The organism is Avibacterium endocarditidis, assembly GCF_965138825.1.
Classification (GTDB): Bacteria; Pseudomonadota; Gammaproteobacteria; order Enterobacterales; family Pasteurellaceae; genus Avibacterium; species Avibacterium endocarditidis.
The window spans coordinates 90,501-116,019 of the sequence record NZ_CBCSDH010000002.1 but is presented as its reverse complement, the minus strand read 5'-3'; the positions used below and the strand labels follow the sequence as shown (position 1 = coordinate 116,019).

The 25,519-nt window shown below is 40.3% G+C and carries 20 protein-coding genes and 2 pseudogenes; 11 read left to right on the top strand and 11 right to left on the bottom strand.

Going from position 1 to position 25,519, the window contains the following annotated elements; all coding sequences use genetic code 11:
• Positions 1 to 55 precede the first annotated feature (55 nt).
• Entirely contained in the window at positions 56 to 388 is a 333-nt protein-coding gene (gene grxD / locus ACNAV8_RS01625) for a Grx4 family monothiol glutaredoxin (RefSeq protein ID WP_103853017.1), read from the top strand.
• A gap of 218 nt (positions 389 to 606) precedes the next feature.
• On the opposite strand, the gene ACNAV8_RS01620 is transcribed toward grxD, so the two are convergent.
• A complete protein-coding gene (locus ACNAV8_RS01620) occupies positions 607 to 1,497 on the bottom strand; it encodes a DUF3298 and DUF4163 domain-containing protein (RefSeq protein ID WP_103854989.1) in 891 nt (296 codons plus the stop codon).
• A gap of 130 nt (positions 1,498 to 1,627) precedes the next feature.
• Between ACNAV8_RS01620 and folP the strand changes: the two genes are divergently transcribed.
• From folP to ACNAV8_RS01600, 4 genes are all read left to right on the top strand, one after another.
• Positions 1,628 to 2,452 (top strand): dihydropteroate synthase, encoded by an 825-nt coding sequence (gene folP, locus ACNAV8_RS01615; RefSeq protein WP_103854990.1) that lies wholly within the window; start codon positions 1,628 to 1,630, stop codon positions 2,450 to 2,452.
• A gap of 53 nt (positions 2,453 to 2,505) precedes the next feature.
• A complete protein-coding gene (glmM, locus tag ACNAV8_RS01610; RefSeq protein ID WP_103854991.1) occupies positions 2,506 to 3,840 on the top strand; it encodes a phosphoglucosamine mutase in 1,335 nt (444 codons plus the stop codon).
• Between the two features lie 92 nt (positions 3,841 to 3,932).
• On the top strand, positions 3,933 to 4,400 hold the full coding sequence (gene sixA, locus ACNAV8_RS01605; RefSeq protein WP_103854992.1) for a phosphohistidine phosphatase SixA: 468 nt from the start codon (positions 3,933 to 3,935) through the stop codon (positions 4,398 to 4,400).
• Positions 4,401 to 4,486: 86 nt separating this feature from the next.
• Positions 4,487 to 4,960: a hypothetical protein gene (locus ACNAV8_RS01600; protein ID WP_245872524.1), complete on the top strand. Its 474-nt coding sequence runs from the start codon at positions 4,487 to 4,489 to the stop codon at positions 4,958 to 4,960.
• A gap of 18 nt (positions 4,961 to 4,978) precedes the next feature.
• Here the strand turns inward: ACNAV8_RS01600 and ACNAV8_RS01595 are convergent, their stop codons facing one another.
• Both ACNAV8_RS01595 and ACNAV8_RS01590 read right to left on the bottom strand, forming a co-directional pair.
• Entirely contained in the window at positions 4,979 to 5,410 is a 432-nt protein-coding gene (locus ACNAV8_RS01595) for a hypothetical protein (RefSeq protein WP_103854993.1), read from the bottom strand.
• Positions 5,410 to 6,433, bottom strand: a pseudogene (locus ACNAV8_RS01590) (IS1595 family transposase). Before ACNAV8_RS01590 ends, ACNAV8_RS01595 begins: the two are co-directional and overlap by 1 nt.
• A gap of 120 nt (positions 6,434 to 6,553) precedes the next feature.
• Here ACNAV8_RS01590 and ACNAV8_RS01585 point away from each other — a divergent pair.
• From ACNAV8_RS01585 to ACNAV8_RS01570, 4 genes and pseudogenes are all read left to right on the top strand, one after another.
• Positions 6,554 to 6,889 (top strand): helix-turn-helix domain-containing protein, encoded by a 336-nt coding sequence (locus ACNAV8_RS01585; RefSeq protein WP_103854994.1) that lies wholly within the window; start codon positions 6,554 to 6,556, stop codon positions 6,887 to 6,889.
• Between the two features lie 12 nt (positions 6,890 to 6,901).
• Positions 6,902 to 8,793, top strand: a pseudogene (locus ACNAV8_RS01580) (DNA methyltransferase).
• Positions 8,793 to 11,522, top strand: a complete 2,730-nt coding sequence (locus tag ACNAV8_RS01575; RefSeq protein WP_415777090.1) for a DEAD/DEAH box helicase family protein — start codon at positions 8,793 to 8,795, stop codon at positions 11,520 to 11,522. Before ACNAV8_RS01580 ends, ACNAV8_RS01575 begins: the two are co-directional and overlap by 1 nt.
• Positions 11,523 to 12,169: 647 nt before the next feature.
• Complete coding sequence (locus ACNAV8_RS01570; RefSeq protein ID WP_415777089.1) at positions 12,170 to 13,510, top strand: L-cystine transporter; 1,341 nt, start codon at positions 12,170 to 12,172, stop codon at positions 13,508 to 13,510.
• 73 nt (positions 13,511 to 13,583) lie between these two features.
• On the opposite strand, the gene ACNAV8_RS01565 is transcribed toward ACNAV8_RS01570, so the two are convergent.
• A complete protein-coding gene (locus tag ACNAV8_RS01565) occupies positions 13,584 to 14,912 on the bottom strand; it encodes a cation:proton antiporter (RefSeq protein WP_103854996.1) in 1,329 nt (442 codons plus the stop codon).
• A gap of 162 nt (positions 14,913 to 15,074) precedes the next feature.
• On the opposite strand from ACNAV8_RS01565, the gene ACNAV8_RS01560 reads away from it, so the two are divergent.
• Positions 15,075 to 15,965, top strand: coding sequence for an endonuclease/exonuclease/phosphatase family protein (locus ACNAV8_RS01560; protein WP_415777088.1), 891 nt, complete (start codon positions 15,075 to 15,077; stop codon positions 15,963 to 15,965).
• On the opposite strand, the gene ACNAV8_RS01555 is transcribed toward ACNAV8_RS01560, so the two are convergent.
• Positions 15,949 to 16,299, bottom strand: coding sequence for a RidA family protein (locus ACNAV8_RS01555; protein ID WP_103854997.1), 351 nt, complete (start codon positions 16,297 to 16,299; stop codon positions 15,949 to 15,951). The genes ACNAV8_RS01560 and ACNAV8_RS01555 overlap by 17 nt on opposite strands.
• A 103-nt stretch (positions 16,300 to 16,402) precedes the next feature.
• Between ACNAV8_RS01555 and ACNAV8_RS01550 the strand changes: the two genes are divergently transcribed.
• A complete protein-coding gene (locus ACNAV8_RS01550) occupies positions 16,403 to 17,125 on the top strand; it encodes a YwiC-like family protein (RefSeq protein WP_103854998.1) in 723 nt (240 codons plus the stop codon).
• Positions 17,126 to 17,218: 93 nt separating this feature from the next.
• Here ACNAV8_RS01550 and ACNAV8_RS01545 read toward each other — a convergent pair whose 3' ends face one another.
• The 6 genes from ACNAV8_RS01545 to nirK all read right to left on the bottom strand — a co-directional run bounded on the left by ACNAV8_RS01545 (position 17,219) and on the right by nirK (position 25,515).
• Positions 17,219 to 18,469 (bottom strand): NupC/NupG family nucleoside CNT transporter, encoded by a 1,251-nt coding sequence (locus tag ACNAV8_RS01545; RefSeq protein WP_103853004.1) that lies wholly within the window; start codon positions 18,467 to 18,469, stop codon positions 17,219 to 17,221.
• A gap of 24 nt (positions 18,470 to 18,493) precedes the next feature.
• A complete protein-coding gene (locus ACNAV8_RS01540) occupies positions 18,494 to 19,291 on the bottom strand; it encodes a 4Fe-4S cluster-binding domain-containing protein (RefSeq protein WP_103854999.1) in 798 nt (265 codons plus the stop codon).
• Positions 19,291 to 20,835 carry a YjjI family glycine radical enzyme gene (locus ACNAV8_RS01535; protein ID WP_415777087.1) on the bottom strand — a complete coding sequence of 515 codons (1,545 nt, stop codon included), beginning with the start codon at positions 20,833 to 20,835 and terminating at the stop codon, positions 19,291 to 19,293. The genes ACNAV8_RS01540 and ACNAV8_RS01535 overlap by 1 nt, the downstream gene beginning before the upstream one ends.
• Positions 20,836 to 20,966: 131 nt before the next feature.
• Positions 20,967 to 21,872 (bottom strand): cytidine deaminase, encoded by a 906-nt coding sequence (gene cdd / locus ACNAV8_RS01530; protein ID WP_103853001.1) that lies wholly within the window; start codon positions 21,870 to 21,872, stop codon positions 20,967 to 20,969.
• A 170-nt stretch (positions 21,873 to 22,042) separates the two neighbouring features.
• Positions 22,043 to 24,292 (bottom strand): DNA topoisomerase IV subunit A, encoded by a 2,250-nt coding sequence (gene parC / locus ACNAV8_RS01525; protein ID WP_415777086.1) that lies wholly within the window; start codon positions 24,290 to 24,292, stop codon positions 22,043 to 22,045.
• 59 nt (positions 24,293 to 24,351) lie between these two features.
• Complete coding sequence (gene nirK / locus ACNAV8_RS01520; protein ID WP_103855001.1) at positions 24,352 to 25,515, bottom strand: copper-containing nitrite reductase; 1,164 nt, start codon at positions 25,513 to 25,515, stop codon at positions 24,352 to 24,354.
• Positions 25,516 to 25,519 lie beyond the last annotated feature (4 nt).

Here is a 25,519-nt window from a genome sequence, read left to right as displayed (position 1 = left end):
TATCTCAAGCCCCTTATGCTACAATCAGCCCACTTAATTCAAAACGAGGATAATTATGGAAACCTTAGAACGTATTAAAAAACAAATTGCTGAAAACCCTATTCTTATTTATATGAAAGGCTCACCGAAATTCCCTTCTTGCGGGTTCTCTGCAAGAGCGGTAGAAGCCCTAATGAATTGTAAAGTGCCTTTTGGCTATGTGGATATTTTGCAAAATCCTGATATTCGTGCAGAGCTACCCGCTTATGCAAACTGGCCAACCTTCCCACAATTATGGGTAGAGGGTGAGCTAATTGGCGGTTGTGATATTATTTTAGAAATGTATCAACAAGGTGAATTACAAACTTTATTAGCTGAAGTTGCAGCGCGTCATAAAGAAGAAAATTAATGAAATTTACACCGCACTTATATAAGTGCGGTTTTTTTTAGATTAATTTTTTATTGGGTAAAACCGTGAATTACTTCACAAATTTGAATATTACTCTTTGCTTATTGAAAATGACTTGCGTATTATTTATGCCATAACAAGTGCTATTTTAATAGCCTGATGGTCATATTTTGCTTTCCGAGTGTGCCTCTAATGAGGCACTTTTTTTATTTCCTATTTTATTTAAGCCAAGGTTTCACATATTCAGGATTGAGTAGATCAATTTCTGTTTGCCCCCAATATAAATCCAACGTTCTTTCTCCTTCAGCATAAGAATTAAGGGCATAAGGTGGATAGACAAAATGAACGCCTTCTTGATCAAAATAAAACTCAGGTGAAATATAGAACAGATCGCGAGAGGTAAAAGGTTCTTCCCCTTTGGCGAGATCTTGAGTGTAAATTTTCCATAAGGCATCAAGTAGTGCGGCTTGGTTTTCTTGTGCAACTAATTTTTCAAGGGTAATCAGGCTCTTTTGCTGTACATCAACATTAAGATAATGGCTCATATTAAATCCGTGAGCACCACCGCCATAGTTATAGATACTCACTCTGAATCCAAGCCAGTTTTGGCGTTGTCCTAAATAGTAGGGCGAAATAGAAAAATCTTTTCCAATTGTACCCTCGGTTAAAATTTCCTCACGATATTCTTGATAAATTTGTTCAAGGGATTTTTTCAGTTGATCTTGAGTGATAGCGGTGAGCTTTGGTTCTTCATTCCCTTTTTCATATTGAATGTATCGCCCCCAATATTGGCGAAGCAATTCGTCAAGCCATTCAATATGGGTTTCAGGCATACTTACTGAAACCTTGACGGTTGCGGTGCTGTCAGTGTTTTTTAGGGTTAATGTTTCTTCTTTTTGGAAGAGCGGAGAAATTTCCACTTGCAATGCAGGGAATAAGGATTTCTGTGCATTCAGCTCATTTTGTAATTGGTTAATTTCTTGCTGTTGGCTCTGTTGCATTTTTTCAGCTTGTTGCAATTTTTGTTGTAATTCAGCCACTTGTTTATCATCACAAGCAGACAGTAAAAAAATCGCACTAAAACTTAAAGCTAAAACTGTTTTGTTCATTTTGATTTCCTCTTGGTTATTTGCTCGTCAGTATAAGTGAATTATGATTTCAGCGCGACAAAATGTTTATATTTTGTTTGCACAAATATTTCGCTATAATTGACCGCACTTTGATGCAAAACAAAAGATTATGAAGTTACAAGCCAATAATAAAACCCTTTCCCTAGCTCAACCCCAAATTATGGGGATTTTAAATTTCACGCCAGATTCTTTTTCTGATAGCGGTTTGTTTTTTGACCGTGATAAAGCCTTATTTCAAGTGGAAAAAATGCTTAACGAAGGGGCTGCCATTATCGATATTGGCGGTGAATCCACACGCCCAATGGCAGAAGAAGTTAGCCTTGAACAAGAATTAGATCGCGTTGTGCCAATGGTGGAAGCCGTGAGAAAACGCTTCGATTGTTGGATTTCCGTGGATACTTCTAAGGCGCAAGTAATGGCGGAAAGTGCCAAAGTTGGAATGGATTTCATTAATGATATTCGTGCTTTAACTGAACCCAATGCGCTACAAACCGCCGTGCAGTTAGCCTTGCCCACCTGCATAATGCATATGCAAGGGCAGCCGCGCACAATGCAACAAAATCCCCACTATGAAAATGTGGTGCAAGAGGTGCTAAATTTTCTCGAAAATCGCACCGCACTTTGTTTAGCAGCGGGAATGAAAAAGGAAAACATTATTTGGGATCTGGGCTTTGGCTTTGGCAAAACCGTGCAACATAATTATCAATTATTGCAACAACTAGCAAAATTTACCCAAGATTATCCTGTATTGGCAGGTATTTCGCGTAAATCAATGATTGGCGCGGTGTTAGATAAACCTGTTGATGAACGTATTGTGGGCAGTGTTGCCGCCGCATTAATTGCCGTGAACAATGGTGCGAAAATTGTGCGCGTACACGATGTTGCACCCACCGCAGACGCATTAAAAATTTGGCAAACCACGCAAATGGCATAATAACGTCAATCAACGTAATGATTTTTAACCATAAAACATAAAAAGGAATACAAATGGCAGAACGCAAATATTTCGGCACTGATGGTGTGCGTGGAAAAGTAGGAACTTCACCAATTACCCCTGATTTCGTCCTTAAACTTGGTTGGGCAGCAGGAAAAGTGCTAGCAACACAGGGTTATGGCACCGTATTAATTGGTAAAGATACCCGCATTTCGGGCTATATGTTGGAATCTGCCCTTGAAGCAGGTTTAGCCGCAGCAGGGCTTTCAGCCGCCTTTACTGGGCCAATGCCAACCCCTGCTATTGCCTATTTAACCCGCACTTTCCGTGCAGAAGCAGGCATTGTGATTTCCGCTTCCCATAACCCTTATTATGATAATGGGATCAAATTTTTCTCCACGCAAGGTACAAAATTGCCTGATGATGTGGAAGAAGCCATTGAGGCAATGTTAGAACAACCAATGGATTGTGTGGAATCCGCACAACTTGGGCGAGCTAGCCGTATTAACGATGCGGCAGGGCGTTACATTGAATTTTGTAAAAGCACCTTCCCAGCTCATTTAAGCCTAGAAAATTACAAAATTGTGGTGGACTGTGCGAACGGCGCAACCTACCATATTGCCCCGAATGTAATGCGTGAATTAGGCGCAGAAGTGATCGAAATTGGCACGCAGCCAAATGGAATGAATATCAATGAAAAATGCGGCGCGACCGACATTAAAGCCTTACAAGACAAAGTGTTAGAAACCAAAGCTGATATTGGTTTAGCTTATGACGGCGATGGCGACCGCTTAATCTTAGTGGATCACCTTGGTAATAAAGTGGACGGCGACCAAGCTTTATTTATCATCGCCCGTGAAGCCTTGCGTGCCGGCAAACTAAAAGGCGGCGTGGTTGGCACATTAATGAGTAATATGCGTCTTGAACTTGCCTTAAAAGAATTAGCGATCCCATTTGTGCGTGCCAATGTGGGCGATCGTTATGTGTTAGAGCAAATGCAAGAAAAAGGCTGGCAGCTTGGTGGTGAAAACTCAGGGCATATCATTATTGCCGATAAAAATACCACAGGGGACGGCATTATCGCTTCCCTTGCAGTGTTAGCGGCAATGGTAGAACATCGCTTATCCCTTAATGAATTAGCTAGTGCGGTGCAATTATTCCCACAAGTGTTAATTAATGTTCGTTTCGCAGGTGGCAGCAATCCATTAGAAAGCGAACAAGTGAAAGCCGTAGCCGCAGAAGTGGAAAAACGCTTAGCGGGCAAAGGGCGTATTTTGTTAAGAAAATCAGGCACCGAACCGTTAATTCGTGTAATGGTAGAATGCGAAGATGGCGCGCTTGCACAACAATGTGCAGAAGAAATCGCTGAAGCGGTGCGTGCAAACTAAATAAATTGAAAAGTGCGGTGTAAAAGAAGCGAGTTTTTCGCTTCTTTTCTTCTCATTAATTCGTTGCTTTTCATTAAAAATAGAGTAGTGATATGAAAATTTTTGTAATGCGACATGGCGAAGCGCAAACCATCGCCCCTTCAGACAGTGCAAGACCGCTCACCGAAAATGGTAAACAGCAATCCTATCAACAAGGGCAGTGGCTGCGTTCTATTAATGCCGATCTTGATAAAGTGCTGGTTAGCCCTTATCTGCGCGCACAACAAACCTTTGAGCAAGTCAATTTAGCGTTCCAAAATCAACTGCAAGCGAAGTTAGAAACTTGGGACGGCATCACGCCTTATGGCGATGCAGGTTTGGTGCGAGATTATTTGACGGTTTTGGCACAAGATGGGGTAGAAAGCTTGCTGATTATTTCCCATTTACCTTTAGTGGGCGATATTGTGCGCGAATTGTGCGGTCGAAATCCTGCGAATTTTTACCCTGCCACCCTTGTGGAAATAGAAATAAATTGCGCAGAAAAAATGGGCAAAGTAGAAAGAGTCAATTATCCTAAATAGCGGTATTATGTAGCAGTTGCATAAAGACCAATTAACTAAATTTGACTAAAATCCTTGTGGTTATTTTACATCATAAGGATTTTTTTATGGCAAGAATGAGTGGGGAAACCCTTATTCGGCAGAAAATCGCAGAACTTACGCAACAAATTTCGCACTTTGAGCAATGTATTGAAAAGGCGAAAGAGCATCAAGTAACTCTACAACAAGCATTAGTGGCATTACAGAGTGACCCGTTTTCTATCAAGCAGGAAAGAAGGCGGAAAGCTAAATCTATTGGTGATGGGAGTGCGATTTCAATATACGCTCATCACCCTAGCGATTATATTGCAAAAGTGTTTAAACATTACCCAAATCAATGGATGTCAGCGAAAGAGATAATGTTTAAAGCATTTGAAATTGAAGGGAAAAGAGAGCATAAATCTCAGTATCATTCAATTGTAACCGCCTTTTCACACGCATTAAGACGATTACAAGAGAAAGGCATTGTTGAGAGACAGGTTTTGCAAGAGAAATCTTCGGTTAAGGTAATTCAGTGGCGGTTAAAAGAGATTGCAACGTAGAAATAACAGTGATAACCATTATTTCTCGGTTTTTAATCGCCATAAAGCCACATTGTGAGCCTTGTCTGGCTGTCGTTCTACAATGCCTTTTTTGAGTAATCTATCCATTGCTGCATGAACATTCTTAATATAGGTGCGGTTCACTGGAGTATTGGGTTGATTATCTGCAATGAGAATTTCTTTTGTAATTTCTTCAACTCGCCAATAACGATGTGGCTCTGTTTTGAGTAAACGGATAATTAAGGTAGCTGAATTTGTGGTAAAACGGCGGCGGCGAGTACGATATTGGAATTGTGAGGTATCGTATTCGGTAACATCTTGATGTTCTTCCATTATCTGAATCGCTTTGCGTAAAATATAGATTTTATCATCAAGCAGAGAGAGATGTTCTCGTACTTGTTTACGCTCAAATTCAAGTTCTTTGAGTTTTTTATCAAGTGTATATGCCATTACATCACCAATCTTTCTACTTGTCTGTGATGACCTTGCCAATAGCCTTTCCAAGCGTTTTCTGATGATGTAGAAAGGCATTTATTGGTGATATCGTTGAAAATCGTTAAATTATCCAGTTTGCGAGTATCTTCCCGATACGCTATTTCGTTTGCGTAGTTATCAAGGTAGATATTACTCATTTTATGAACTTGTCCGTAATACATACGTTTAAAGCGACTAAAGTAACTTTCCGCAAGGTTATTGGTAATCCCTTCATCGCTACGATATTCTTTTTGATGGTTCACTCGTTGTAAGTCGTAATCCACGATTAATTCATCATAAGCATTGTTTTCATCGGTATGAATACGGCTATTTGGTTCAATATATGCAGCAGCCAATTTCTGTGTTTTCTGACAAAATAGGAAACGTGATGGTTCTCTTTGCACCAACTAACAGCGGATTGGAAGATGTTTCCTGTTCTGAATAACGCTCACGTATTACCAATACTGCACGTTTATTTGGATTGGCATTTTCTTTTAAGCGTCTATCTACTCGGTCTACTTTCTTATTCTTTGGACGTGGAGCGGAATGCACGTAAGTACCGTCAATATGGATTTCGCCTGAAAGTGGAAAAAGCTCACGCTGTACAATCAGGCTTTCACGGATTTTATGTGATAAGGTAAAAGCGGTTTTGTACTGCACGTTTAAATCACGAGAGAGATGACAGGCTGAAATCCCTTTTACTGCATTCACAAATAAAGCGATAGCGAATAAGTAAGTTTGAATGGGCAATTTATGGTTCGCAAAAATTGTACCTGATGTAATGCTAAACGTGTGTTTGCAATGCTTGCAACGCCATTGTTTGCGTGTAGAGATAAAGTAGGCTTTATGTTGCACACCGCATTTAGGGCAAACTTGTTCGTTTTCACTTCTCCAGCGTAGTTCATGCAATAAAGAAAATGCTTCCGCATCAGATAGGCGAGCTATCTTAAGTGGACTTAATTTTCTTGCAAAGCTAGATAACAAAAAACTTTGTGCCATATAAATGGTTTTACCTAAAAAGATGTTTCTGATAATATGTATTAAAATTACCCAAATGAATAATTTTACAAATCAAAATTTATCACAATGAGAAATAAAAGTCAATATGGAGTTACTCATTTGAACATTTCAGAACGATTAAATCAGCTTATTGAGCTTAATCAGCTTACAATCAAAGATTTTGCAGAACGCTGTGATATTCCTTATCGCTCAATGTACAACTATGTACGTAGTGAGCGAGAACCTAATTTAGAAGCCCTTTCTAAAATGAGCCAAACTTTTAATATCGATCTAAATTGGTTGATTTTGGGAGAAGGAGAAATACTGAAAGGTATATCAAAAGAATCATTTTCAGCCGAAGAAAATCAACTAATCACTCACTATCGCTTAATGCCTAATCTTGTACAAAAAACAATGAAAACAGCGTTTAAGGCGATTTCAACTGAAAAATTTTAGAGAATTTTTATTATGAGCCAAAATAAACTTCTATCTACTTTAAAAACTGCTCTGCATTCTTGCAACGGTATTTGGGCTAATGATGACAAAACAGAATTAGCATTTAATTTACTACTAGATAAATTGGAAAAGCACGATGTAGAGATAATGGCAGCACTGTTAAGTAACTCAGATTTAAAACGCCATTTTTTTACCGAGATCGCTGGGGCGTTAGTATTTAAGAAAGCTGATTTTCAATTTTTCTTGTCACAAAACAAAATCAGCCACTCATACACCCGATACAAGAACCGCATAGGTTTAACAGACGGCAGTCGTTTCTTAAAAGACAGTACTGATATAGTGTTGGATTTTCCGTTTAAAGATTGTGTGTTAAACGGTGGACAGAGTTCGGAAGAAGGGACGGAGATTTATTTTGAACGCAATAAGGACGCTCAGCTCAGCTCAGCTCAGCTCAGCTCAGCTCAGCTCAGCTCAGCTCAGCTCAATTATACCAAAAACAAAGTCGGAAACGTCAAGAAATTTTCTTTAATCAAGTGTTAGCATTCGATGAAATCGATCGTTTACTTGATCCTAAAGCCCTTTCTCATTTCTCTCGCTATACTCAAAACGGCAAACAGCCTGTCGGTACACTTAAACGCCATTCAGATGGCACACTTGCTGAAAATCTAATTATTAAAGGCAACAACCTTATCGCCCTACATTCCCTTGCTACGCAATTTAAAGGCAAAGTGAAGTTAATTTATATTGATCCGCCATATAATACGGGCAATGATGGCTTTAAATATAACGACAAATTTAACCGCTCTACTTGGCTGACGTTTATGAAAAATCGCCTTGAAATTGCCCAAAAATTATTAGCCGACGATGGAGCAATTTACGTTAATTTGGATTATAACGAAGTGCATTATTGCAAAGTGTTAATGGATCAAATTTTTGGCGAACATAATTTCCAACGAGAAATTATTTGGCGTATTGGTTGGGTATCTGGCTATAAAACCGCCATTAATAACTATGTAAGAAATCACGACACCATTTTATTTTATTCTAAAAATAGCGATGAATTAAAATTTAATAAAACCTATATTCAAAATAGTGAATTTAAAAATCTAATTAACAAAGATAAAGTTAAACCAATTTTTGCTGAATATGGTGTGAATAATGATATTGCAGAAAAAATCATTACAGATATCAATTATAAAAACCGCCCAGAACGATATGCTATTGAAGATGTTTGGAATGCCAATGAATATGATGATTTAAATAGTATTGCCATTGTCAGTTTCTCGGGTGAAAGTGTTTCAAAAATGCTTGGCACGTCCGAATTGAAAGGACAAAAATCTGAAAAATTATTGCAACGTATTATTGAAGCTCACACCAATGAAGGCGATATTGTTCTCGACTTTCATTTAGGTACGGGAACCACAGCTGCTGTTGCCCATAAAATGAACCGCCAATATATCGGCATTGAGCAAATGGATTATATTGAAGAGTTTGCGGTGGCTCGCTTAAATAAAGTGATTAGCGGTGAACAAAGTGGCATTTCCAAAACCGTAAACTGGCAAGGCGGTGGCGAGTTTGTTTATTTTGAACTGGCAGCGTTTAACGAGAAAGCCAAAGATTTAATCTTAGCTTGTGAAGATTTTGACTGCTTAAAAACTTTGTTTAACGAGCTTTGCAGTCGCTATTTTTTAAAATATACATTAAACATCAAAGAATTTGCCGATATTATGCAAGAAGTGGAGTTTCAAGCCTTATCGCTTGATGAACAAAAACAGATGATGTTAGAAATGTTGGATTTAAACCAACTTTATGTAAATGTTAGCGATATGGAAGATAGTCAATTTGATGACGTGTTATCTAACGAAGACAAGAATTTAACCATGCAGTTTTACGGAGAGCAATAATGGAAAAGACCTTATTTGATGCGATTGAAAACGAACGTAAAGCAGTTAAAAAATACAAACCTGAATTATTGGAAATACCTGAATTTGTGTCTAATAACTTAAAATTTAATTTTTTTGACTGGCAAAAAGCCGCTCTTGAAAACTTTTTGATTTTTGACCGCACTTCAGAGCTAGACGATTTCCCTGATTTAAAAAATAAGCCAACGCATTTGTTGTTTCATATGGCAACAGGTGCAGGTAAAACGATGATGATGGCAGCCTTAATGCTATATTACTATGAAAAAGGCTATCGTCATTTTCTATTTTTTGTGAATCAAAATAATATTGTAGATAAAACAGAAAACAATTTTGTGGACTCATCGCACCACAAATTTTTGTTTACACCAAAGATTTTGCAGGGCGACAAAGTCATTCCAATAAAAAAAGTGGAAACGTTTAGCGAATTTTCAGACGGTATTGAAATTAAATTTACCACCATTCAAAAATTGTATAACGACATTCATATAGAGCGTGAGAACCAAACCACGTTGGCAGATTTGCATAAGCTTAATATCGTAATGTTAGGTGATGAAGCACACCACTTAAATGCTCAAACCAAAAAAGGCAAACAAAATACGCTAGATTGGGAAGTGGAATTAAGTGGTAAAGCAAGTTCAGAAGAAATTGAACGTAAAGGTTGGGAACATATGGTATTGGAGTTGCTACTCAATAAAAACGGTAATACAAGCAAAAATGTGTTACTAGAATTTACTGCAACTTTACCTGAAAATGATGACGTAGCGAAAAAATATGCCGACAAAATCATCGCTAAATTTGCGTTAAAAGAATTTCTACAAGCTGGTTATACCAAACAGATTAACCTTGTTTCATCAAAATTGGCGAAAAAAGAAAGAGTATTGCACGCCTTATTATTTGCTTGGTATCGCCATCAAATTGCGATTCAATACGGTATTACTAATTTCAAACCTGTTATGCTATTTCGTAGTAAAACCATTGATGATTCTTGGGCGGATTATCAAACATTTTTGCAATGGACGGAAAGTGCAAATGGTCAAGATTTTGATTTTTTAACGACATTAACGCAAAATTTAAGTGATGGCGGTACAGAAAACGAACAAGGTAAAACTCGTACAGAGCAAGTCTTGCAGTTTATGCGTGAGCATAATTTGACGATGTCGCATTTAGCGAATTGGGTAAAGGAAAATTATCAACCGCATAATGTAATTATTACTAACTCACAAACCAACAAAAGCAAAAGTGAAAAAACCGATACGGATACAGAAAAACTCTTAAATAATTTAGAAGCGGCAGATAATCCGATTCGAGCAATTTTTACTGTTGAACGCTTAACCGAAGGTTGGGATGTACTAAATTTGTTTGACATTGTTCGATTATATGAAGGGCAAAATGGCGGTGGTTCAAATAAAAAGGTAGGTAAAACAGCAGCCGCAACAGTATCAGAAAAGCAACTAATCGGACGTGGTGTTCGGTATTTTCCTTTTGCTTTTGAAGACAAATTGCCAAATAAACGCAAGTTTGACGGCGTAGAACACGAACTAAAAGTCTTGGAAGAACTGTTTTATTATACCTTTGATGAGCAATCTCGCTATATTTCCGAACTGAAAACCGAACTGCGAAAAGATGGCTATATCCCTGAAAACACGGATAAAATTAAGGTGCGTTTTGCAATTAAGCCTGAACTGGCACAGAATGAAAGTTTTAAAAATCTATTAATTTGGTCGAATAAAAAAGTGCCGAATCCAAATGCCAAAGCCAATAATGCAGATAGTTTAAGGGCATTAAATCAACCGTTAAGCATTACGGTTCACAGTAATGGATTGTTACAAGAAACACAGTTTAATACTGATGAACTGAATCAATTAGGTATAGAAAACAATCACTCAAAAACCTTAACTATTGGCGAGATTGAACAACATATTTTTGATAAAGCTATTCATATTAAAGGTAAAAATAGCAATTCTTTGTTCCATTTTGACCGCTTGCAAGAAAAACTAGGCATTAAAAGTCGCCGAGAGTTGCAAACGGATTTGATGCAAGATTGGAAAGTGGAATTTTTAGGATTGGACAGCAATCTTACCATTTCGTCTGATGAAAAATTAAAGGCTTGTTTGATAGTGCTAGAAACCGCAGAACAGCATTTAAAACAAAGTGATACGCCATTTATAGGCACAAAAGAATTTACAGCAAAGACCTTGTGGGAAATTTTTGGACAACCTAAAGAAAAATGGGTCAGTAAAGATACAGTTAAAACTGAAGTAGCAAAACCTGAATGGTATGCTGTGGATAATTTTGCAGGCACGGATTTGGAAGCGAGCCTAGTTCAATTTGTGAAAGAAAGAATGGGAAATTGGGAGAGTAAATGCGATTTCCATCTATTACGAAATGAAGAAGTATTAAAATTAAGCAATTTTGATAATGGTGAGGGTTTTATGCCTGATTTTATTTTATTACTCAAAGATAAGACAAGAGCAACGCTAAAAAATATCAATGCTTGTTTGCATTATCAAATTTTCATTGAACCAAAAGGTGCACATTTAACAGAAAAAGACCAATGGAAAGAGAATTTTCTGCAAACTATCACGGCAGAGTATGGTAAGGATAAAATTATCCAAAAAGATACCCCTTACTATAGGCTAATTGGCTTACCATTTTACACAGAGAAGTCTTCTGATTTTATAGATAAATTTAATGGGATTTATGTGGAATAAATTATATTAATGCCATTAATCATTGATGAACATCTACAATTTGCCAATGAACCATTTATTTATATTTAGCCTAGTTTCTTTCAAAGAAGCATAGCGAACCATATAGGCGTAGAACCCTTTTATTAAGGCTCTATTTTGGGTTTGCTACTCATTTATTAAAGTCCACGTATTTCTTGTGGCAGTACGGTATTCAAGGCAAAACGCTTTGAGCCGACCTGAAAATTCAGGTGGGCGATTTTTTATGTCTAGCGTTTAGCTTTGAGTACCTTGTACACACAAGGAATACTTATGGCTCATTACTTACTTTCAAGCAAATCTAAAACATTATCCCTTACCGCAAGAGTAAATATCGCCTATCTACTTGTAATGGAAGATTTGTTGTGAATTAAAAAGCCTTTAGCTTTATTGAGCCAAAGGCTTTCTTTTTGAGATTAACTGTTTGATTTTTTGGCTTTGTGCAACTGCTACATAATACCGCTAAATAGCGTATTGAAGAAGAAAAAAGTGCGGTAGAAAAGACTGTACTTTTTTTGATCTTATTAGATCAAAACCGTATAAGATATAGCAAAATTTTTATTGAAAGAAATAAGAAAAAGCCAGTATTATTTGGAAACTTAGGAATTAAAAACAAAAGTAGGACAAAAATAATGTGGAGCTATATTGCGATTAATTTAGTCATATTTATTGCTTTATTAGTCGGTGTGAAATGGTACTTTAACCGAAATCATACGCTATCGCATAGCGTGTTTTTGGCGTTAATTTTAGGGGTATTATTTGGTGGCGCATTGCATTTTCTTTATGACAGCAATACCCCTGTGATAAAAGAAACCTTAAACTGGATTGGCATTGTCGGTAGTGGTTATGTGAGATTGCTGCAAATGATTGTAATGCCGCTGGTTTTTGTATCGATTCTCTCTGCAGTGGCACGCTTGCAAGGGGCAAGTTCGTTGGGCAAGATCAGTGTTAGCGTGCTTTCTGTTCTGCTCATTACAACAGCAATCGCAGCGGTGATAGGGATTACAATGGCAAATTTATTTGATCTTTCTGCCGAGGGGCTAGTGGCAGGCGATCGTGAGCTTGCCGCGCAAGATCGCGTGCTTGGTCGAGCAGAAAAAGTGGCTGGCTTGAATGTGCCGACAATGTTGCTTTCTTTTATTCCGAAAAATCCGTTTGCTGAACTCACTGGCGCAAACCCAACCTCTATTATCAGTGTGGTGATTTTTGCCGCGTTTTTAGGCGTGGCGATTTTGCGTATTCGTCAAGATAATGAAGAACTTGCCGATCGCTTATCGCAAGGGGGGGAAAGTTTGAATAAATTAGTGATGAGCCTTGTTCGCGTGGTGATTCGTCTTACCCCTTATGGCGTATTGGCGTTGATGACAAAAGTGGTTGCCACTTCAAATCTTGCGGACATTCTTAATTTGCTCGGCTTTATCGTGGCATCTTATTTAGCCATTTTCTTAATGTTTGTGGTACACGGTATTTTACTTTCTTTGGTGAAAGTGAATCCAATTCGTTATTATCAACAAGCCTTTCCGACCTTGCTGTTTGCATTCACCTCACGTTCAAGTGCAGCGACAATTCCAATGAATATTGAAACCCAAGTATCAAAATTGAACGTGCCTTCAGCCATTGCCAATTTTGCTGCGTCTTTCGGGGCGACAATCGGACAAAACGGCTGCGCAGGGATTTATCCTGCAATGCTCGCCGTAATGGTCGCGCCAACAGTGGGGATCGATCCAATGTCATTAGAGTTTTTGCTGACTCTCGTTTTAGTGGTAACTCTTTCTTCCTTTGGTATTGCCGGTGTTGGCGGCGGCGCAACCTTTGCTGCGATCATCGTACTTTCCACAATGGGCTTACCGCTAGCATTAGTCGGCTTACTTATTTCCATTGAACCGCTGATTGATATGGGACGCACCGCCCTAAACGTAAACGGTGCAATGACCGCCGGTGTGGTTTCAAGCAGAATTTTGCGCAAATCTTAATTCTACAAAAATATAAGTGCGGTGGTTTTTTTCTAATATATAAAAAGGGCTAACCTAAGTTAGCCCTTCCTTTTTATGCCTCTGTTTCTTCCTTATGCTCCGGCTTTAACCCCACATATCCTCTTGCTTGCAAGGTGGCTTCTTTGGATTTGCGTACCATTGTTTCAATGGTGGTGCCTTGGACGAGAATGGAGAACATTACCACGGCGTAGGTCATTACCAAAAGCAGATCACGTACGTTCATACCGATTTTGGGGATATACAGGCTACCTACGGGAATGGAAAGCGCCATTGCGAGTGAAAGCCCGCCACGCAAGCCACCCCAAGTGAGAATGCGTAAGGTGTATGGGTTATAGGTGGTCTTCATACTTAAGAATTTAAACGGTGTCCACACGCTGATGTAACGGCAGATTAGGCAAAGTGGAATGGCGAGTAGGCTTAAAATAATCCCTTGATAGGTGAAGTTTACCAGCAACATTGCCGCGCCGATGAGTAGGAATAACAAAGAGTTTAGGAAATGGTCGATCATCTCCCAAAAATGATCTAAATAATGCTGGCTTTGTTTGGAGAAGCCCGTGTGTCTTGTCCAGTTGCCGATGATAATGCCCGAAACCACCATTGCTAATGCGCCTGAAACTTCGAGTAGATTCGCTACCATAAAGCCTGCAGTTGGAATGGTGAGCGTGAGCAAAATTTCTAAACTTCCGTCATCGGTAGCGGAAATCAGGAAATGTGCCACTAAGCCGAGTATCAAACCAAACAGCAAACCGCCGCCTGCTTCCATTAGGAAAAGTTCGCTCACATCAGCCACGGTAGGCTGTTTGCCGCCGAATGCCACGGCAAAGATGGTGGTGAAAATCACTAATCCCACACCGTCATTAAATAAGGATTCCCCTTCCACTTTCATTGAAAGTTTTTTCGGTGCTTTGAGATTTTTGATGATGGCTAACACGGCGATTGGGTCGGTAGGGGAAATCAAGGCACCAAACAGCATACAATAAATAAAATCCACTTCCCAGCCAAGGGCTAAAGTTAAGAAATAAAAGGTTGTGCCGATAAGGAAAGTAGAAGCGAAGGTAGAAAATAAGGCGAGAATGGTGATTTCACATTTTTGGCTTTTCATTACTGGCAGTTTTATCCCCAATGCGCCGGCAAAAAGGAGGAAACCTAAAATCCCGTTGAGTAAGAAACTTTTAAAATCAATCTGTTCCATTACGCCCTTGGCGAGCAAGTCAACGTGTAATAAATTGAAATGCCCCATTACCAATAACACCAGTGAAGCAACCATTGAGGTGGCGGTAATGGCGATGGTGTATTGAATTTTGTCGTTAATTTTTTGCGTAACAAAGCCGATCAGAATGGAAATGGCTGAGAGAAAGCAAATATAGGTATAAACGTTCATTGAAATGCCTTAATCAAAATAATAAAGAATTTTGCTAAGAAACGTGGCTGATTTTGCTCCATTTGGTAAGTTAGAAGGGAGTGGAGAATAAGCCAAATTAATTGGCGTAGTATAAGTAAACTGCTATTATTTAGAAAGCACAAAATTTCAAAATACATCAAAATGAGTAAACTAAAATCCTTTTTTATCGCCTTGCTAGGATTTATTCTACTGAGCGTTGGCTATTTGTGGTATAGCCTAGAAATTTACCCTGAGCTGAAAATTCAATTTCGCACAGAAAATGCGTTACATTATGAGCATAAAGCCTTGGATAATACCGTAGCTTGTTTTTATGCAGAGCAGTCTGTAAAGCCCATTGAGCAGCAGGATTTTCGCCTGTTGGTGTGGAATATGCACAAAGGGCAAGATCAAGGTTGGCAACAGCAATTAACGAGCTTGTTGCAAGGGCAAGATTTTCTTTTGTTGCAAGAAGTGTCAAGTCAGCAAAAGTTGGTGGAGCAACATTCTTCCCATAATTTTTCCAAATTTTCCACCGCACTTTATACCAGCAGTTTTACCTATTTGGGCAACCAATCAGGCGTCGAACTGATGAGCCGTTTTGCACCACAATATTATTGCGCAGGATCTTCCATTGAGCCTTGGATTCGTATTCCTAAAGTGGGCAATGCAATGGCGTTTCCCTTGAGCAACGGGCAATCGCTATTGACAATTAATTTGCATTTGGTGAATTTTGAGCTGAATCCAAGCCATTATCAACAGCAGTTAGAAGCGATGTTTAAGCTGATTGAACAGCATCAGGGGCCAATTATTCTGGCGGGCGATTTCAATGCGTGGAATAAAGAGCGGATAAATTTAATCAAAAAACTCACCGCACTTTATGGTTTGGCAACCCTATCATTTCAGCCTGATGATAGGCTACGTTTTTTGGATAATCCGCTTGATTGGGTATTTGTGCGCGGTTTTAGCGTGAAATCTGCGCGTACGGTGCAGACCACCAGTTCTGATCATAATCCGTTACTGGTGGAATTAACTTTGGCTACACCGCAGCGGTAATTACGATCTCCACTTTCCACTCAGGCACGGCAAGTTTGGCCTCTACGGTCGCGCGGCTTGGCGGATTGTGGCGATCAACCAACTCGTCCCAAGCGCGGTTCATCTCTGCATAATCTTGCATATCGGCCAAGAAAATTTGTGCATTTAAGATTTTGCGTTTATCTGATCCCGCTTCAGACAGTAAGTTATCAATTAAACCAAGCACTTCCTTGGTTTGCTCATACGCATTGCCTTGTGTATTTTCTGGCACTTGTCCCGCCAAATAAGCCACACCATTATAAACGCACATTTCGGCAAGGCGTTCATTGGCGTGAAAACGTTGGATTGTTGTCATCGTTTTTCCTTTTATGAAATAAAATAATTCGCAAGGATTATAGCGATTATGCGCAAAAATAGCTAAAATTCTTGGCAATTTTTCACCGCACTTATTTGTTATTATGAAACTGCTTATTTCCAATCAACACGGTGCTATCGTAATGGCACTGATGCCGTTTTTATACGGAATGTTACTTTCCACACCGATCACGCTGCATTTATTTCTGTTATTGGCGTGGTTCGCCCTTTATTTGATGACCTATCCCTTTTTAAATTTATTCAAAGGCAGAAATCTTGAGCTTTATCGCAAATGGACGCTAATTTACGCCACTGCCAGCTTACTTTTTGCCTTGCCGGCCTTATGGCATAACTGGCATATTTTATATTTCCTGCTAGCAATGTTGCCGTTTGTCGCAGTGAATATTTACTATGTAAAACAAAAAGATGAGCGCAATTTGCTAAACGATTTTGCCGGCATTATCATTTTCGCCATCGCAGGAATGGCAGCGTATTATTTTGCCAATTCACAATTCGATCACAAAATCTACTGGGTTGCGCTCTACCCAAGCTTATTTTTTGTTGGCGTAACGTTATACGTTAAATCCGTAATGCGTGAACGCAAAAATCCACGCTATCTGTACGCGTCCATCGCATTCCATTTACTCTGCATTCTCGGTTTTGCCTTATGCCAGCAATATTTATTAGCTTTGGCTTTCGTCCCCCCATTTATCCGCGCAATCTTGCTTCCCAAATACAAACTTTCCGTTAAACAAGTCGGAATGGCAGAAATGGCAGTATCCTTGCTGTTTTTTGTGATGTTAGTGTGGGGGAGTTGGGCCTCTTAAGAAAGAGAAGAAATTAAAGAGCGGTGCTTTTTTATCAATTTTTTATTAATGGCATAGCAGGAATATTCCCGCTATGCCTTTATTTTTGACTGATTAACTCAATGCAGCACCACTGAGATCAATGAAGAATCCTGCGATAGTAGCGCTCATTAGGTTGGCGAGTGTGCCGGCGATGACGGCTTTTAAGCCTAGACGAGCGATGTCGGAGCGGCGGGTTGGTGCCATACTGCCAATTCCGCCAATGAGTACGGCAATCGCGCTGAAGTTAGCGAAGCCACATAAAGCAAAAGTGATAATGGCTTTGGTTTTATCGCTAAGTTGTACAGCCGCATCAGGTTGTAAATATTGGGCGAACTCTAAATAGCCCACAAATTCATTTACGGCTAATTTCATTCCGATCATTTGTCCTGCAATTTCAGCATCTTGCCAAGGAACGCCGATGATGAAAGCGATAGGTTGGAATAAATAGCCGAGTAGGCTTTGTAAGGTGAGATCGCCATAGCCAAACCAGCCACCGATTCCGCCGATTAAGCCATTTAATAAGGCGATAGAGGCGATAAAGGCGATCAACATACCGCCCACATTGATGGCAAGCGTTACCCCTGACGCCGCACCATTGGCGAGCGCTTCAACGATATTATTTGGTTTTTCAGTTTTGACATTTTCTTCTAAGGTGTCGCTGAATTTTTCTGTTTGTGGATACATCAATTTGGCGAACAATAAGCCTGCGGGCGCTGCCATAAATGACGCAGCGATTAAGTAGGTGAGTGGCACACCCATACCGGCATAGCCTGCTAATACAGAACCTGCGATGGAAGCCGTTCCACCTACCATTACGGTAAATAATTCAGATTCGGTCATTCGGCTAATAAAAGGCTTAACCACAAGTGGCGCTTCGGTTTGTCCAACAAAAATATTGGCAGCCGCCGACATTGATTCTGCCTTTGATGTACCTAGTGCTTTTTGCAAGCCTCCGCCGATAATTTTAATTACCCATTGCATTACGCCGATGTAATACAGCACGGAAATTAAGGCTGAGAAAAAGACGATAATTGGTAGGACTTTGAAAGCAAAAATAAAGCCTACATTGCTTGGATCGGCAAGGTTACCAAAAAGAAAGGCGATCCCTTCGTTACCATAATTTATCACTTTGCTTACGCCTTCAGCGGTGCTAAGCAGGGCATTTCTTCCCGCTGGCACATACAAAATCAGCGCAGCAAAGCCGATTTGAATGGCTAAGGCACCAAAAATAGTTCGGAAATTAATGGCTTTGCGGTTGTTGGAAAACAGCAAGCCAATGCCAAGCAGGACGAAAACCCCGACAATACTGATAATGAGATCCATAGTTACGCTCCTTGATGAATGAATTTAGGTAATTGTGGTAATTTTTTGTATTCCGCATTGTTTAGCAAATGCTGCCAGTGCCTGAGTTTCTTCCACTGTGGGAATAAAAGGGGTTAAACCAGTTTCATCTCTTGCCCCTTTGCTATGCACTCGAATAATTTTGAATAACACCTTGGGATAATCTCGTAGCAGTTGTGCCGCTTTTTCCACTAAGTGGTAGGCGTCAAAAAAATCTTTGATAAAAACCAACCGCACTTCTTCAATTTTATTGTGCGGTAATAATTTGGCGAGATTCTGCCAATTTCGGGTGAGGTTTTCTGTTTTGATATGCTGCGTTGTGGGGATAATTTGAGTTGGCACTTTGCCTTGCTGATTGCGGCGTTCAAAACAGAGTGTTTGTAAGCCTAAGCCATCACCTTTGAGATCAAAGAGAAATTTATCGGTTACGGCAATTAAGGATTGCGTGCTGTCATAATCAAAAAATCCGCTGCTATCAAGATAACAGGTTAGACCCTGCTGGCGAAGTGCGGTGAAAAGTGGGACTAATTTTTTATGATGAATGGTGGGTTCACCGCCGGAAACGGTAATGCCGCGAATAAACGGCACGGCGTTCATTACCTGATCATACAAATATTGCAAGCTGACTAATTTTGCTTCGCTGTTTTTTCTTGGAATAGTTTCTGGGTTATGGCAATAAAGGCAATTTAGCTTACAACCTTGCAGAAAAATGCTGGTGCGGTTGCCTTGTCCCTCTACATTGGAAAAGGGGATTATCCGATGTAGAGGAACATAGATCTCGGAGAGGGAAGCTGAGCTTTTCATTATAAATGAGCGGTTACATCTTCTTTATCGCGTAATTGGCGATCAAAAACCTTGGCGCAATCGTCTGTGCCAGAGCCATACCAAGTGGTATCGCGTAATACCGCTTCGCCTTTGCGATAACGCTCAACCTCGCTTTTCTTCACTAAATAGCCGGTTACGCGAATGAGATCGGTATTTTTTAGATAAGTTGTAATGTAGCGATAGCCTTGTGCGAAAGCGCCATCAATAATATCCACCACCGCATCTAAATGATCAGTATAGGTTTGATCGAAAGCAAAGAGATCCCCTGTACCAGAAGGGAAGTATTTATGGAATGGGGCCGATTGTTTTAGATGCGCTAATAATGTTGGTTCTTCACCCACGCGAATACGGTGTGCTGGCGTATTCATCTTATCTTCTTCGTGGTTGCTCGCCCCCACTTGCGCGTGTAGTAAATAACGATTATTGGTACGCTCCACATAAAGCCCTTTATGCGCGTTATTGACTTCTTCCAATTTATCCATAATGAGTGTGGCGATCTCATCACCACGTTGGCTTTGCCCGAAGGTTTCGTTAATGCCTTCTTGTTGTAAAAGATGATTGACCGCATCGGCTAATCCTACAATGGCGATCATACTGGTGAAGTTTTCACGCTTGATAAATTCTTCTTGCGCTAAGAAACTGCTTTCAAAGAAATTGCTTTCTTCGATCAAAAATTTATGCCGTTTATCCATTGTGGAAAGGGCAAGTTTTGCCACTTTAGGTAATAATTCATTCACCATTTCATCAACACTTGAGCAAGCACGTCCGATAGTACCTAATCTTAAGCGAGTCAGGGTATAAGCACCACCACATTCAGGCAGCGCATTGTAACAACTGGCGATACCATATTGTTCTCCCAGATCTTCAATATAATAAGGATCATTGGCAAAAGACGGTTTTGACACCAATAAACAGGCTTTAGCAGCAAGTTCTGCAAATTCACGCGAGGTTTTTTGTTTATCGTAGCGAATAGTCATATTTGGTGTGGTATTTTCTAGCTCAATGACCGCCTGTAAAATTAAACGCCCAGCTTTAGTATCATAAGGGCCAATATTGGCGTGGCAGAAAGAATCAGCAATAGTTTTATCAATATGGTTTAAGAAACGTTTAATTTTGATGTAATCTTGCTTCTCGTCAGTAATGAAAGGATCGAGTAATTCATCTAAGCGTCCAATATAAACGGGATAAGTCGTAATGGACGGAACATGGGAATAGAGAATGAGCAAGCCATCTAGCACTTCATCAAGATCTTTTGGTGGCGGTAAGTCAAGGAACTTACAGCCTTTTTGAATATAAACATTATAGTCAGGCAAAATATAACGCGGACGATAAATGGCATAGCCTTCACATAAATCACAAATCATATGATTTTGCAGATATTCCCATTCTTCTTCTGTGTAGCCTAATAAATCAATGGGATTAAATAGCCGCTCAGCAATATTGCCTAAGCTCATTAATTTTTGATGATAGGTTAGATTTTTTGCTTTAACCACATCGAGAATATCTTGTAGTGAGGCTTGCATGCTCTTCTCCTTAATACTAAAAAGATCGGTAAGACAAAAAATCTTACCGAAATTAAATCAATATTACTGTGATTTAGATCATATTTTGAGAAAATTGAGAACTAAACCGCAATTTTTGAGAAAATTGAGAACTAAACCGCAATATACTCCAACTTCACTTCCCCTAAATAGCCTAATAATTCTTCGGCCATTTGTTTGTAGGAGAGTTTTACTGGGTGTTCTACCATCACTACGCGGGTGATGTTTTCTACTTCGTTACCGCTTAGTAGAAGATAATTGATGGCCACTTGTAGGGCGGGGAGGCTTGGGTTGAAGGCGGCGTTTTCCGCGTAGCTGCCTTGGAAAACTTGTTTATCTTGTAATTCTACCGCAACCCCACAGAAACTTTGGGTGTAAGGTGCGTGGGATTGGTTTGCGGCTTCAAGTGCGGTGTGAATTAATGGATCTTTTGTGGTTAATTGTAAACCATTGGTTTTTTCGTCAAATAAACGATAAGGAATGGCTAAATCTGCAGGGCCAAAAGCATCAGGCAAATAGCTATGTAGTAGATTGTTTTGGCTATGCGGCAGATGAATATGCAAGCTGTCTGCACTATTTAATTCGTTCATAAATTGACGACAATGGCCGCACGGGGTGTAATTCACCGTGATGTCGGTGAGCTTTTTCTCTTTGCGCATCCAAGCATGAGAAATGGCACTTTGTTCTGCGTGAATAGTTTGTTGAATATTGGTGGCGCAGAATTCTTGATTTCCGCCAAAGTAGAAATTGCCACTTTCGCCAATTGCCACCGCACCCACGTTAAATTGTGAGATGGTTGGATTGGCATAGGTTGCGCTCACGGGTAACAACAATAAAGAAAGGGTTTTAGGATCTAATTGATGTTTTTGGCATAAATGCTGTACGGCAAAGTGCGGTAGAAATCCTTGAAAATGTTGTTCGGCAAAAATATGCCAAAGATCTTGTGCCAAATTTTGATTTTCTAATTGGGCTAAGGCGTGTTGTAAACGGTGAGAAATATGTTGTTCAATACGGCTCATTTTATCCTCTCTACTCTCTATAATACGGAGATCATTTTTTTCATCATAAAGCAGAAAAAATAAAAAAGCTTGCGTTAAAGTTAAAATTTGTGAGCAATATCAAAAATTTAGCGAGAGAAAAGAGAAAAAATAGGCGAACCTGATGATTCGCCTATAAGCATATTTAGGTTTTATTGATTTGGCTCAATCACTTCAATTTCTGCGCCACTATGCAAGCCCCTTGGCAGCTGGCTGCCTTTGCGTCCACGTTCAGCACGGAAGCGTTGTAAATCTTCCGCTTTAAGTGTGATTTTACGTTTGCCTGAATGGAATACCAAGTTTGCTTGTTCGGAAATTAACAATAAGCGTACTAATAATTCGCTGCGATCTTTTGCGTTAGCCGCAGGGATAGAAACGATTTTGTTGCCTTTTCCTTTGGATAATTCAGGCAGATCTTGCACTGGGAAAATCAACACTCTGCCTGCGGAAGTGAGTGCCACAAGCAAGTTTTTATTTTCTTGTAAACTTAATGGTGGCAAGACTTGAGCGTTTTCTGGCAAGGAAATCAAGGCCTTACCTGCTTTGTTACGCGCCACTAAATCGCTAAATTGGCAAATAAATCCATAGCCTGCGTCTGATGCCATTAATAATTTTTGCTCATCATTTTCCATTAACACTTGGGAAACCGTAGCCCCTGCTGGCAAGGAAAGTTTGCCCGTGAGTGGTTCGCCTTGTGAGCGTGCAGAAGGCAAGGATAGTGGTTCTACCGCATAGCTGCGTCCTGTGCTATCAAGGAATACCACAGGCTGATTGCTTTTTCCGCAGGCGTGCGCCAGATAACCATCGCCTGCTTTGTAGCTTAGCCCTTGCGGATCAATGTCGTGGCCTTTGGCACAACGCACCCAGCCCATTTGCGATAAAATCACGGTAACAGGTTCAGCGGGGATCATTTCGTTTTCAGCCATTGCTTTAGCTTCCGCACGCTCTACGATTGGTGAAAGGCGAGGGCTAGCAAAGGTTTTCGCATCTTGCTGAATTTCTTTTTTGATGAGCGTATTTAAACGGCGCTCTGATCCCAAAATTTGCTCTAAATTCAACCGCTCTTGCTCTAATTTATCTTGTTCCGCTTGCAGTTCGTGCTCTTCCAATTTGGCTAATTGGCGTAAGCGTAAGTTTAAAATGGCCTCGGCTTGCTCATCACTTAAATTAAAGCGCGTCATTAATTCCTGCTTTGGCTTGTCTTCGTTACGAATAATGGCGATCACTTCATCAATATTTAAAAAAGCAATCATCAAACCTTGCAAAATATGCAGTCGGTTCAGCACTTTATCTAAGCGATGTTGTAAACGTCTGGTTACAGTGGTACGGCGGAAAGTCAGCCATTCGGTGAGAATTTGCAGCAGATTTTTCACCGCAGGCTTGTTGTCCAAGCCAATCATATTCATATTCACACGATAGCTTTTTTCTAAATCCGTGGTAGCAAATAAATGCGCCATTAGGGCATCGGTATCCACGCGGTTGGAACGTGGCACTAGCACGATACGGATTGGGTTATTGTGATCCGCTTCGTCACGAATATCTTCTACCATCGGCAGTTTTTTCGCATTCATTTGTTCCGCGATTTGGCTGATGATTTTTGATGGCGAGGCTTGGTGGGGCAGTGCGCTAATGATGATTTCGCCATCTTCTTTTTTCCATACCGCACGCATTTTGATTGAGCCGCGTCCTTGCTCGTAAATTTTACGAATATCTTCTTTGCTCGAAATAATTTCTGCTTCCGTTGGATAATCAGGCCCTTGCAGCACGCTCATTACATCATCTAAATTGGCTTTTGGGTTATCCAACAGCATTACCGCCGCATCGGCTACTTCATTGAGATTGTGTGGGGGAATATCCGTTGCCATTCCCACGGCAATCCCCGTTGTGCCATTAAGTAAAATATGCGGTAGGCGTGCGGGGAGGTATTCGGGTTCTTCTAATGTGCCGTCAAAGTTAGGCTGAAATTCCACCGTGCCTTGCCCCAGTTCGCTGAGCAAAATTTCTGAAATTTTGGCTAAACGCGATTCGGTATAACGCATTGCCGCAAAGGATTTCGGATCATCAGGCGCCCCCCAGTTTCCTTGTCCATCAATAAGCGGATAACGATAAGAGAAAGGCTGCGCCATTAGCACCATAGCTTCGTAACAAGCGGTATCACCGTGCGGGTGGAATTTACCTAATACGTCCCCCACGGTACGCGCCGATTTTTTATATTTCGCCGTGGCATTGAGCCCTAATTCTGACATTGCATAGACGATACGGCGCTGCACGGGCTTTAATCCATCACCAATAAAGGGCAATGCGCGATCCATAATCACATACATTGAATAATTCAAATAGGCACTTTCGGTGAAGTTTTGCAGTGGCATTTGCTCAATGCCTTCGTAATTAATTTCTGCCATAAATTTGTTTTTCTCTTATATTCGTTAAAATTAAAGTGCGGTGGTTTTTTGCGCGATTTTTAATGTTGAAACCCTGTGGACACGTCCGCATCAGGATTGCGCTTGGTGTAAGGCTCATCTTTTAATTTTCCACTGAAAATTTGTGGATTTTCTTCCCCACTTACCATTAACACGCCTTTCGCGCCTTTTTCGGTACGGAAAATAGAATGATCCACAAAAGGATAAGGGCCGGGTACAGGAATGGTGGTTTCAGCCATCATCGCGCCGCCAGCAGGAATTAAGGTGGTTTGTACATTGTGATTTTGCAATGAACCACCTTCCACATACACCGTATCAAAAGGCTTGCCGATCAAATGGAAAGAGGACACCTTATTGGGCCCAGCGTTGCCGACATAAAAGCGTAACTTCTCGCCCACTTTGGCTTTTAACGCATTATCGCCGAGCATTGAGCCATAATGGCCGTTAAAGACCACATAGTCAGGCAGTTCATAGCTCGCTTTTTGCATACTAAAAACTTGCAAGCCTGCTTCGCCAAATTCCCCTTGGGTATAAAATTCGTTCTGTACAATATAAAATTCTTTATCCACTGGCGGTAAGCCTTCTTTTGGCTCAACCAACATTAAACCGAACATTCCCTTGCCGATGTGAGTCGGCGCACCAGGCATTGCGGCGCAGTGATAAAGATAAAGCCCAGGTGATAGCACTTTGAACTGATAAATACTGGTATGCCCCGGTGCGGTGTTGCTTGCCAGTGCCGTGCCTTCAGGGGCTGCGGAAGAGTGGAAATCAATGCTATGTGGCAGTTTGGAATTGATTGGGTTGGATAAATGCACTTCCACCGTATCCCCCTCGCGTACACGAATAAATGGCGCCGGGGTTGAACCGTTGTACGTCCAATATTTGAATTGCACTTTTGGCATAATTTCCATAATTTTTTCCAGCGCTTCCAGTTTTACCACCACACGAGCAGGATAATCGCGCGTAATAGGCGCTGGCACATTTGGCGCGGTGGTGAGTTCTGCTTCAATCACGGGAAGATCAGAAATTTTCACATTTTGCACCGCACTTTTGTTTTCAGACAAATTGGTATTTTCAGTTACATTAGTATTTTCCGCCGTATTCGTATTTTCAACCGCATTGGACTTGGTTGAATGTTGCTCTGTGGCGATAACATTGCCGCTTAAAAGTGCGGTGAAAATTAAGGCTAAAAAGGTCTTTTTCATTGGT